This is a genomic window from Actinomyces ihuae (assembly GCF_001457875.1).
GTDB classification, from domain to species: Bacteria; Actinomycetota; Actinomycetes; order Actinomycetales; family Actinomycetaceae; genus Pauljensenia; species Pauljensenia radingae_A.
This window is the reverse complement of record NZ_CZPX01000003.1, coordinates 18,515-30,225: the sequence shown is the minus strand read 5'-3', so window position 1 is coordinate 30,225 and position 11,711 is coordinate 18,515. Positions and strand designations below refer to the sequence as shown.

At 59.8% G+C, this 11,711-nt stretch carries 8 protein-coding genes; 2 read left to right on the top strand and 6 right to left on the bottom strand.

Annotated features, from left to right (window positions below; translation table 11 throughout):
• Nucleotides 1–26: 26 nt before the first annotated feature.
• From BN3002_RS00135 to BN3002_RS00125, 3 genes are all read right to left on the bottom strand, one after another.
• A complete protein-coding gene (locus BN3002_RS00135; RefSeq protein ID WP_082628448.1) occupies nucleotides 27–794 on the bottom strand; it encodes a VPDSG-CTERM exosortase interaction domain protein in 768 nt (255 codons plus the stop codon).
• 4 nt (nucleotides 795–798) lie between these two features.
• Nucleotides 799–1,248, bottom strand: coding sequence for an OsmC family protein (locus tag BN3002_RS00130; RefSeq protein ID WP_058236045.1), 450 nt, complete (start codon nucleotides 1,246–1,248; stop codon nucleotides 799–801).
• 168 nt (nucleotides 1,249–1,416) lie between these two features.
• A complete protein-coding gene (locus tag BN3002_RS00125) occupies nucleotides 1,417–1,917 on the bottom strand; it encodes a DUF2505 domain-containing protein (protein WP_058236044.1) in 501 nt (166 codons plus the stop codon).
• A gap of 67 nt (nucleotides 1,918–1,984) precedes the next feature.
• Here BN3002_RS00125 and BN3002_RS00120 point away from each other — a divergent pair, with 67 nt between their 5' ends.
• A complete protein-coding gene (locus BN3002_RS00120; protein WP_058236043.1) occupies nucleotides 1,985–3,448 on the top strand; it encodes a sensor histidine kinase in 1,464 nt (487 codons plus the stop codon).
• Nucleotides 3,449–3,561: 113 nt separating this feature from the next.
• Here the strand turns inward: BN3002_RS00120 and BN3002_RS00115 are convergent, their stop codons facing one another.
• Together BN3002_RS00115 and BN3002_RS00110 are read right to left on the bottom strand one after the other, a co-directional pair.
• On the bottom strand, nucleotides 3,562–3,810 hold the full coding sequence (locus tag BN3002_RS00115) for a WhiB family transcriptional regulator (RefSeq protein ID WP_058236042.1): 249 nt from the start codon (nucleotides 3,808–3,810) through the stop codon (nucleotides 3,562–3,564).
• Nucleotides 3,811–4,064: 254 nt separating this feature from the next.
• Entirely contained in the window at nucleotides 4,065–7,676 is a 3,612-nt protein-coding gene (locus BN3002_RS00110) for an FtsK/SpoIIIE domain-containing protein (protein ID WP_070725626.1), read from the bottom strand.
• Between the two features lie 216 nt (nucleotides 7,677–7,892).
• Between BN3002_RS00110 and ligA the strand changes: the two genes are divergently transcribed.
• Nucleotides 7,893–10,490, top strand: a complete 2,598-nt coding sequence (gene ligA / locus BN3002_RS00105) for an NAD-dependent DNA ligase LigA (RefSeq protein ID WP_070725625.1) — start codon at nucleotides 7,893–7,895, stop codon at nucleotides 10,488–10,490.
• On the opposite strand, the gene BN3002_RS00100 is transcribed toward ligA, so the two are convergent.
• Complete coding sequence (locus BN3002_RS00100; RefSeq protein WP_058236040.1) at nucleotides 10,413–11,681, bottom strand: phospholipase D-like domain-containing protein; 1,269 nt, start codon at nucleotides 11,679–11,681, stop codon at nucleotides 10,413–10,415. The genes ligA and BN3002_RS00100 overlap by 78 nt on opposite strands.
• Nucleotides 11,682–11,711: the final 30 nt, after the last annotated feature.

The following is an 11,711-nucleotide window of genomic DNA, read 5'->3' as shown; positions in this document are numbered from 1 at the left end:
TCACTTCTTCATTTGGCTTGATCGTATTATTCCTCATCAGGTAGGACGATCGCCTCGTACAGTTCATCATCTGCGGCAGGATCCTCAACCGGCTGCACATCGATCACAACGTCTTCAACGTTTTCCGAAGGTGCGGGTCCCAGCGCTGTCTGCACGCCCTCAACGACAGACTTGGCCATCGAGCGGCCCAACTGCCAGCCCACAACAGCTCCCACACCGAAGGGCAGCAGGCGTCCCAGTGTTGTGGTTGCAGCTTTCGAAACTGCCTTCTTGCGCAGCCACTTGGACAACAGACGGTTGAACTGCTGGGCGGTGCCCGTGCGAATCGACAGGAACGAGTTGCGGAACCAGGCCAAAGTCTGGATCCCGACCTGCGCCGTAATCATTTCCGCACCTTCCCGCCCAGTCAAGGCGGCCAGAACCAGTGCCGTGCGCTTGGCGGGATCCCTCAGATCAATGCCATACAGGTGCGCCACGGTCATCGCGTAGTGAGCAGACTCTGACACGAAGGCGGCAAGCTGAGCGCCCGATGCTGCTGCAGAAACTGCGGTGCCGGCACCAGGGTAGGCCGCCGCCGCACCCACAGCACCTGACTCCATCCCGATGCGCCGCAGGTACGAGCGGGTGGCGAGCTGAACCAGCTCGTCAGGAGCAAGGTCAGGGAACTGTTCACGCAGCTTGCGCGCCGCCTTTAAACTGGTTGCGTGAGGAACGTTCAGCGCCTTCTGCCACACACTTTCCGGCAGAGACAGCGGCATGCGTGAGCGCTCAGAATCTGAAGAACGAGGTGACATATCGTTACATTTTCTCTGATGTGAAAGTTGCCGAATAGGTGGCCGACTGTTCAACCGTGTGGCCCACCGTACAGTTCTTGTGAATAGCGCGCGTGGCTCGTTCGATCAGGTCAGCGCGATCCTCATCGCTCAAGGCTGACAGGTCCTGCACCAATTCAACCTGGAACGATTCGTAGCGGTTCTCCTCTTTGTTGGAGACCGCGGAAACGCCGGTGAACTGCTGGAAGTCGTCACCAAGCACGGAGCTCAGACGCGAATCGGACGACATCGCATTGCATGCTGCCACGGCGATCTTCAAGAGCTCGCCAGGAGTGAACTCTCCCGGTCCATCTCCGATATTCACGGCCGCGTCGCGATGGTTGCGCGCAACGTATTGCCTTTTCCCGGTGCGCTCAATGAACAGTGACTCAGATGGGCCGCCCTCGGCAGCCGGTGCCGTCGTATGTGTATCCATAGCTATATTGTTTCACTCTTGTTCGAGGAGGACCGTCTTTCGCCCTCGTTCATTTCCAAGGGCGAACATGCAGAGGTGATTTCCCTTAGGTCCTGGCCGGACTGAGCCTTGCCGGATCAGGCAAGCGCGCCTCGTCGTCGCCCTTTATCGGTGAGGTCGTGCCGATTCCTAATGAGCCTGATCCTGGTTCCATTTCTCAGCCAGGCCGACCTCAGCCTCGAAGATCCGGGAGATCTGCTTCATTGCCATATTCTCGATCGTCTTACCCACCAGTGGAATCTTGACGGTAAATTCGCCGTCCATCTGGCGCACTGCTTGCGCGTCATTGCCGGAAAGTTTCGAGGTGAAGTGGCCGCTCGCGTTCACGCCTTCGACGGTCAGCATGGTCGATCCCACCCGTTCGCGACCGCTGATCGGCTCCCACTGCTCCTTCATAGTGATGGCGGGTGACTTCTTGAGGAACCGCTGCGCCGCCGGGGGAAGCTGATTGACGTCAAGTGTGCACGAGGCTTCAATAAGGAGGCCTCCATCGGCGGTGGAATGCACATTGGCCTGAGGGTCAGTCACTCCGGGCTGATCCAGACGCGCGTAAGTGAACGCAGGATCTGCATACATCGCGTTGACCTTGTCAAAACCCAGGGGGTAGGCGTAGGTTTCGTTAATTCGCATAGTTTCTCCGCTCCGGTTTGCGTGTTCGAGGCACCCATAATGGCCTCCATACCACTACAGTGGTGCCATGCGTTCCCTGATGCAACTCGCCGGACAGGCTTCCTCGCGTGTCCTCGCGGAGCAGGATCTTGACTGGCTCCACCTCTTGCTTGCAGATTGGCAGGTCCTGGCCGATTTGGCTGCTGCCGACCTTGTGTTGTGGCTTCCCACCGATGACGGGCGTTTCATTGCTGTTGCGCACTGCAGGCCATCGACCGCTACGACGGTGCACCTCGATGACATTATCGGCCTGTATCTACCGGCCGCGCGCGAAGCAAACCTGCGCCAGGCAATGGAGACCAACTCGATTGTGGAGCCGTCAGGGACGCGCTGGGCCGGCACCTACTCCATGACGGAGGTGTGCGTCCCGATCAGTCACGGAGGCTCAGTCATTGCGGTCGTGACGTGCGAATCGAACCTGGCCTCACCGCGCCCGACCGTCGGGATGGGTGCCTGGACGCAGAATGCCTCGCGAATCCTGCTGGAGATGTGTGCGCGCGGTGAGTATCCCTACACGTCTACACCAACAGTTCTTGCGCACGGCGTGCCACGCGTTATGGATGGCGTGATTCTCATTGATGGTGACGGCACGGTTCAGGAGCTGACTCCTAATGCGAGCTCATGCCTGAGGCGCCTGGGGATTCGACACTCGGTCATTGGGCGCGTGCTGGCCGAAGACATCACAGACGTTATATCCAATGACGCGCTTGTTGAGGAAACACTGGCTGTCGTTGTGATGGGGCGGGCAGCGTGGCGCGTGGAGATCTCGGCGCACGCCTCGACAGTCAATATGCGCGCATTGCCTCTGACCAATGGGCGTCATCGTCTGGGGGCGGTCATCTTGACACGCGACGTGTCTGAGATGCGTCGGCGTGAAGAAGAGCTGATGACGAAAGATGCCACGATTCGGGAGATTCACCACCGCGTCAAGAACAATCTGCAAACCGTGTCGGCCCTGCTGCGACTGCAGGCCCGCCGCTCTGATTCGCAGGAAGTCAAGGATGCCCTCAAAGAGGCCGAACGCCGAGTGCAGTCCATCGCCACAGTTCACCAGGCGTTGTCGCACACGGTCGATGAGGAAGTTGATTTTGACGAGGTCGCCCGCTCCGTGTTGCGCCTGTCTGGCGCGGTTGCCTCAACGGACCATTCTGTTGAGGTTATTACGACGGGTAAATTTGGCGTGATCAGCGCGGATCAGGCTCAAGCCCTGGCCACAGTGCTCAACGAGCTTGTTGCCAATTCTGTCGAGCATGGTCTGGCAGGGCGAGACGGCGTGATACGCATCGATGCGCAGCGCGACCACGACAACGACAAACGTATGACGGTTCGCGTGATTGATAACGGCGTAGGATTTGAGCCAGGTACTCCACTCAGCGGCTTGGGCACGCAAATTGTGCGGCAAATGGTTCGAGGGGAACTGGGAGGCACGATCGAGTGGGAACCGGGAGAAGAATCGGGCACAGTTGTCACGCTGCGTCTACGCGTGGAGTGATACAGAGGTGTGCTCGGTGGAATGCGCGCTGTGAGGGCAGTGTTCGTGCACTGAATAAACGCGTAGCCGAGTTCGTGGTGAACCCGGCTACGCGTTGAAGTCAGTGAGGAGTTTCAGGAAGCGCGGCGTGCACGTGCGGCGCGGCGTTTCATTGAGCGGCGCTCTTCTTCGCTCAGACCGCCCCACACTCCGGAATCCTGGTTGTTGTCCATTGCCCACTGCAGACACACGGTCTCAACGGGGCAGTTATGGCATACAGCTTTGGCTTCCGCAGCTTGTGTCAGGGCTGGACCAGTATTGCCGATTGGGAAAAACAGCTCCGGGTCAACACTTAAGCAGGCTGCTTTACTCCGCCAGTCCATCTTCCCTCAAACTCCATTTCCGTTAACGTTTTGTTAAACAACTCGACGCTTAACGTATAACTTGTCGATAACTTGATCAATTGTCGACGAATCATCACCGAAGGGCAAGGGGAAAAAGGGCCCAACTCCCGTTTCACGCATGTGTCAATAGTCACGAGGATTTACGCGCGGCGGTGTGAGGGGACGAAAATGTGGAGAAGACCAGTGTGACGCGCGTGTCTCGAACGCCTGCGGATGACCGAAGCCGGTGTGCCTTAGGAATCGAAAGGTCTGGATCTTTCCTGAAGAAGGGCTGTGTTGAGACGGAAGCGCTCAACTCGTCCTGCATGCATAATGATCCCATTGTGAGCTCCCCACCGCTCCGCACGAACAGCGACAGGAACGCTGCGCGCGACCTGTGCCAATGCTCGAATCAAATCAGGTGACGGATCCAGCGCGATCACTGTGTCATGCGCGTGTGAGCGTAGTTGTGTCCACTGATGAGATCCAAGCAGCGTGATCTGGGCTGGATCAAAGCCTGGCCGACAATCGCGTGGGCCTGACACCATATGCCAGTGCGTCTCGAGAATGCGGCGCGCATCCTCCAGATCATCACCGATCAGCACGCACGACCCGTGCGGATAAGAGAGTGACTCAAGTGAGGCTCCTACCCAGCCCAGACATGGCGCAGCGGGCTCCCCGTTCCCTGCTGGAGCTGTCCTATCTGCTCGCTGCGCCTTGCCCTCCGCCTTATCTCCTTCTGTCAGCTCGGCCCCTTCTGTCGACAATGCTGTGTCAGGGCGAGTCCGCAGCATTGAAAGAGGGGCATTCAAAGACAGCACCGTCCACGGCTCCGCACTCTCAGTGACAGAGGCTGCATGTGTGTCGCGCTCGGCATTGGTGGGGATCGCGTGGGGGAGTGCACATAACACCCCTGTCAGGTCAACAGGTTCACCGATTCGTCCGTCGCATGAGGAGCGGATACGTGACGGAAGAGAGGCAAGAATGAAATGGCCATCGTGGCGAGTGAGCGGTGTGCGCACACCAAGTCCTGCGCGCAGCGCTTCATCTGACGAATGGGCTGCGACAAAACGGGTAGAAAAAGCTGAACTGCAGCTTCCCCCGGTGCCAAACTCACCCGGAGTTGCGGCAACGATGGTGATACCGCTGGCGCGAGCCTGCGACAAGCACTCACTCCACACAGTGTGTGCCGTGCCCGCTGACAGCACGCGGTCCAACGATCGCATCATGTCGGGAACATCGGTGACGATCAGGACGGATGGGCCGTGTGCCGCAATGCCGGTGAGCAGGTGCGTAACGGCGCCTGCATCATCGAGTGAGAGACGGGAAGCAAACAGCTGCGTGCTCATCGCGTGGCCGGCCAGCGATGTGCTGTCACACAGGTGGATTGGTATCCCGCGAGCTTGCCCGATCCTCACGCCCAGCGCCTGTGCACACTGCGCCAGATCAGCGCTGCGATAGTGAGGCCCTTCCAAGCGGATATGCCCATCCTCAAAGAGCACGTTGTAATGGCGTCCGATATCGATCCCATCAGCCACCCCAATCGCAATGCGCCGATCAGCCTCCCCGCTGCATCCACGTACTGCCACCTGGCTAAGGTAGGTGGCGTCAACCTCGTGCCATGAAAGGGGCGAGGGAAGCTCGGGCGCCCATAGAGGCGGGCAGTCATTTTCACGCCCCCACCTGTCGCGCACGCGCCGAACCACCCGCTCTATGTCACCACAGTACGCAAACTGTATGTGCGTCCCACCATTGATAAGCGCACGACCAGAGTGACGAGGAAGTGAAGCAGCTGCCGGGGTGCCGATCGCATCGAGCGAATCTGCCTCGGTGGCACAGCGCAATGCGATGCGAATGTCAATGTTGGAGCGCATGGCCGGCGTGATCGCCCCTGACGGGCGCTGGGTCGCAGCAATGAGATGCAATCCCAGGGAGCGTCCCTGGGCAGCCAGCCTGACCAGCGCATCCAAAGTGTCGGGATGCGAATCAGCGAGGACCCGGAACTCATCGATCGCGATAATGATGCGCGCGGGAGGTTCGGGCGCCGCGCCTCGGCAATGAGCCTCATGCCAGCGGCGAATGTCGGGAAAGCCGAGGCGCGCAAGGTCGCGTTCGCGTTCTCGCAGGAGCGATGACAGTCCTCGAATCGCCCGACTCGTGGCATCAGGCTCTAGGTCTGTCAGGACCTGGCGGGTGTGGGGCAATCGCGTCAATGGCGTGAATGTGGCTCCTCCCTTGTAGTCAATGAGGACGAGTTGCACCTGACGCGGGCTGAAGCGTTCACACATCTGCGCCAGCCACGTCGTCAGCGCTTCCGATTTTCCAGATCCCGTTGTGCCGGCAAGCAACGCGTGAGGACCGTCTGAGACAAGGTCAATGCTGACGAGTCGGTGTCCGTCGTGTCCGATGGGTACGCGCAGGCACTGAGAGTGCGATTCGTCCGGCTCCCACTGAGCAAGGTCCTCCCATGTTACCGAGTCCGGAACACTGTTGTGGGTGCCTTCATCAGCGGACTCGGTGCACGTATCCCACCATCGGTCAGTTACGAGGACGTGGTTCGGGCGAATGATGTGGTCACACCATTCGGGTAAATCTGCATATCCTGCTCCAACACCAATATGTACCACGCGCCGACCATCTCCAGCACGTCTCAGTTCGGATACGCCTCTATCTGCACATGCCACGCAGGCGGACCCGCGGACAATGTGAATGTCGATTGCGGGCGAACCGATGCGGCGCGCGTGACTATCTGGATTGATGATGCGGGCGCCGCCCAGTCGGGCAGCGATTTGAGCTGCCCACCAGTAGGCACCCGACACAGCGTGCTCCCCAATGAAACCGACGACACGCACCTGCGCTCGCTCTCCAGTTCGGCGCGAATGGCCCCGACGCATCGGCGCGCGTCGGGGCCCTGAAACGAGGAAGACAGGTGCAGGTGACGAGCCGTATATCTCGCTCAGATTCAGCTCCAGTGCAGGGGATTTTCCAGGCATGCCGGGCCACACAGGGAGTGCATCTGGCAACGTACGATCCCCGCTGCCGCTGTGTTTGTCTGGAGACGACAACGGCGCCGAAGATGAGTGCGAATCGCCGCGAGGCAGTGCGCTGAGCGCGACGGCGAGGGAGGCTGCGTCGTAGTGCCTCCAGAATCTCCGACTCCTGAGTAAGCGAAGCGCGAATATTCCTGCCACCAGCGCCACCGCCACACCCAATGCGCCGACCAGCCACCCACGCGCAGCACCTCCCCACATGGACAGGCGCCACACCATCATGGGGATGAACAGCATCATGGGGATGATGCCCCATCGCACGAACCGATTGCGAACGGGGTCAGGCTGTGGCCAGGAGGAGTTGAGAGGCCTGGCACGCACCTCGAATTCGTTTCCACCAGCGAAAATACGATGCCCCACTGATAGGGGCAGCGCACGTGTGCCGACTTGTCGAGAAAAGCGCCGCGGAAGCATGCCGACGAGGGGGAGGCGCCGCGCCACACGTGTTCCGTTGGTGGAGTCGCAATCGGTGATGGACAGTTGTGCGCGCTCGCGGCGCAGCCAGGGCCATCGGGGTACGTGATCTGATCGCACTCGTCGTGTAAGTGAGCGGGCCACGGCACCGTGTTCCTCAAGAAAAGCGTGCGTGCGGGACAAATGTTGCGAGGTCAGACCGTGCCCATCTGCTCTGCCAATCAGCGTACAGGCTTCGATCGGCACCACCAGTCCCACATCCGGACCACTCACGCACGCCAGATGAAAAGCTGTCTTTAACGGGTGAGCGGCAGCCGCAGTGTCGTCCTCTCCGGCCGGCGCTATTTCAGCGCGGGTGAATTTCGCCGCGCGTGCGGGTGCGTCCTCTCGTTCGCGAAGCATAGGAAGTGTCAACGTCGTCATGTCAACATGGTGATGTCCTCACCGCCGCGCCTCCACTCAGATGACCTGGACTGTGGACAGGCAGTAACACGCGTACGCCCTGTGGATAACAGTCGCCCTCCACAGCACCTACGTCGATTCGCGCAATTCGCGCCCAGACATCCACAGGTCGCCCTCGTCGACCAGCCGGAACGCGAACAGTGGAACAATAGTCGTATGGAAGATCAGCATGCCGCCACCGCGGGCACCCCCGCAGCTCAGCCGCCCAGCATCTCGCAGAGCTCCCAGTCCGATCAGAGCGTCCCACCGTCGGCACGCGAGCAGTGGGTCGACCTGGTTGAACGGATCGAGCAGGCACGCCACGACTACTACGACAAGGATGCGCCTCAACTGAGCGACGCGGACTACGACACCCTCTTCCGCCAGCTGGAGGACATAGAGCGCACCTACCCGCAGCTATCAGGACCTGACTCGCCTACGGCCACGGTCGGTGGCACACGCAGCGAAGCATTCGCGCCGGTCGAGCATGCAGAACCCATGATGTCGCTCGAGGACGTCTTCTCGCTGGACGAACTGCGCTCGTGGTGGCAGCGCACGATTGACGAGGTTGGCTCTGCGAGTACCGCGATGACGACGGAAGTTAAAATCGACGGCCTGGCAGTGTCGCTGCTGTATCGAAACGGGTTCCTCATCCAGGCGGCAACCAGGGGTGATGGGCGCGTGGGTGAAGATGTGACCGCGAATGTGCGCACTATTTCATCCATTCCGCATGTCCTGTCCGGCGGTCCGCACCCTGAAATGGTGGAAATTCGCGGCGAGATCTACATGCCGTTGGAAGACTTTGCGCAGATTAACGAGCAGCGCGCTCGCGCGCACAACGAGTACGCGGAAAAACTTGAGCAGTATCGTGCTGGAGAACTGAGTCGTCAGCCCCACAAGCCTCCGGCACCTTTTGCCAACCCACGCAACGCTGCAGCCGGATCACTACGGCAAAAAGATCCGGCGATCACTGCGCAGCGCTCGCTCGCTCTGTTGGCGCACGGCATTGGCGCTATCGAGGCTGGTGAGTCTTTCACCGCCCCTACACACCTGTTCGGCTGGTACGAGCTGTTCCAACAGTGGGGAATCCCGGTGTCGCCTCACACGCGGCTGGTGCATTCCTATGACGAGATTGCTCAACGCATTGACGAGCTGGGTGATCAGCGTGCCGGACTGGATCATGAGATCGACGGCGTCGTGATCAAAGTTGACGATCAGGGGCTTCAGCGTCAGATGGGGGCCACCTCGCGCGTGCCGCGATGGGCAATTGCCTACAAGTTCCCACCTCAGGAAGTCACGACGCGCCTGCTCGACATCCACGTCCAGGTTGGACGCACGGGTCGCGTCACGCCCTACGCGGTGATGGATAAGGTGTTCGTGTCCGGCTCGCATGTGCAGAGAGCGACACTGCACAACGCGGGCGAGGTGGCGCGCAAGGGAGTGTTGATCGGTGACCTGGTGATTGTGCGCAAAGCGGGAGATGTCATCCCTGAAATTGTTGGACCGGTGGTGGACGAACGGGATGGAACTGAGCGGGAATTCGTCATGCCGACCGAGTGCCCGTCGTGCGGCAGTACGCTCAGGGCCGAGTCTGAAGGCGATGCGGACCTGCGCTGTCTGAATCGCGCGCTGTGCCCGGCGCAGCTGACTGAACGCATTGAACATATTGCGTCACGGTCCGCATTGGACATCGAGCATCTGGGGGCTGAGGCCGCCCTCGCGCTGACGCAGCCTGAGAACCATCGTGACGAGGTCGCGGCGGCGCTGATTGCGGGGCATCGAGTCGTGCTCGAAGACGGCACGCACATTGTGCTCACCGACGTTGACCACTTAAGTCACGGTGAGCAGATGGAAGCGGCAAATGCGATGCTGCCATCCGCTCAGGACCCGGTTGTCACCTCTGAAAGCGAAATCTTTACGCTCACCGCCGATGATGTGAAAGATGTGATGATCTGGCGCCAGGTACCTTCCAGCGAGGACTGGGCGTACGTCCACTTCTTCTGGACACAGCCGTGGGTCACCAGGACGCGGTCAGAAAACAAGGTGAAGATCAAGTTCCGCGAACCGGCTGAGTCTCGCCCTCGTGACACGCTGACGCAGATGCTCGAACTCATGGACAGGCAGGCACGCACTCAGCCACTGTGGCGCGTGCTGGTTGCACTGTCGATTCGCCACGTCGGCCCCACGGTCGCCAGGAAACTGACAGCGGCAATGCCCTCGATGGAGGCGATTTCCTCGGCCAGTGAAGAACAACTCAGCGCAATCGACGGGGTAGGCCCGATCATTGCGCGCGCGATTGGTGACTGGTTCGCACAGCCTGACAATCAGGAGATTGTGCGCCGGTGGGCAGCCTCAGGGGTGCGCATGCACGACAGTGACGAGGGTGGATCCGCATCCACTCACGCAGCCACGCTGGAAGGACTGACGATCGTCGTCTCCGGATCGGTGGAAGGGTACACGCGTGACAGCGCGAAGGAAGCCATCACGGATCGGGGCGGGCAGGCAACCAGCTCGGTCAGCAAGAAAACGTCACTGGTTGTGGCAGGCCCTGGGGCCGGGTCAAAAGTGGCGAAAGCCGAAGAACTCGGCGTCCCGATTCTTGACCAGTCCCGCTTCGACGAACTGCTGGCACGCGGTATGAGTGTCCTCGAAGAAACTGACGCGCAGGCTGACGAGGCACACGCTGCTTCAGTCGACTCAGACGACCCACTCGAAGGGGTGGAGGAGCCGCTCAATGATGCGGGTGGGCAGGCCTCGTCTCTCCCACTCTTCTAGCGTCAGCTGCCTGGACGTCGTGAGGTCTTTGGCGAAGATCTCTTCCATGCGCTCTGCCAAAGCGGTGGAACGGAACTGCAGATTGACTTCAAAATTGCCCTGCATCGACAGGCGATCGATGTTGGCAGTACCAATCGTTGACCAGTGCGAATCAATCGTCATGGTCTTGGAGTGGATCATGGCGTGCTGATACAGCCAGATTTCAATACCGTTGCGCAGCAGCTCTCCGTAGTAGGGGCGCGCAACCCAGTCCGCCATGATGTGGTTGGAATATTCAGGGATCAGCACCTTCACGCGCACGCCTCGCTGCGCAGCCGCAACCAGGTTGTGCAAAATTTCCTTATCGGGAATGAAGTAAGCAGTGGTGATCAGGATCTGGTCACGCGCGCGGTCAATGGCATCCAGGTACAGGCCCCGCACGGGGAACAGTAATCGTGAGGGCAGATTGAATTCGGCACTGATGGGTGGGAACCAGTCCTTAACCCCGCCGTCAGGTAGAGCCGGCTGCCACGGCCGCTTGAAATGATTCCAGAATTCAGCGAACCCGTCCGCCAACTCCATCACCGCCGGACCGGTGATACGGACGTGAGTATCTCGCCATTCGATGCCGAAACGCTCACCAATGTTGTAACCACCAACGAAGCCGTACTTCCCGTCGGTGACGAGAATCTTGCGGTGATCACGCCCTGTCTTGCGCAAATTAAGCGTGAACAGGCCCGAACGAATCTCAGGGATACGCCGGTGGAACAGGTTCGGGTGCCTGGGGAAAATCTTGAACAGTGGATTCTGATTCAGCACTCCGAAACCGTCGTAAACGATGTAGACCTGAACGCCTCGATCAGCAGCGGCATAGAGTGCATCCTTGAAGGCGCGTCCAATCTCGTCGGCCGCCCAGATGTAGGTCTCAAAGCAAATCGACTCACGAGCCTCGTTGATCGCGTCCAGCATGTCGGTATAAAGCGACTCGCCCTCGGTGTAGGTTCGCACAACGTTCGAATCGATTTGGACATCGCTGGGGGGCAAAGTGGGGAAGCCGTGACGGCCACCGGGAATACGTGCGATTCGGACTCGGTCAACGGCATGAACCGTGACGACGGCAGCAGCTTGCGCAACGAGCAGCCCGATACCGACACCTTTGAGAATCTTCCACCCCGTCTGGTGGTTTAAACGCCACTTCCGTGCAACTGCCATGCCGTTAGCCTAATTCCTTCCCGACAATTT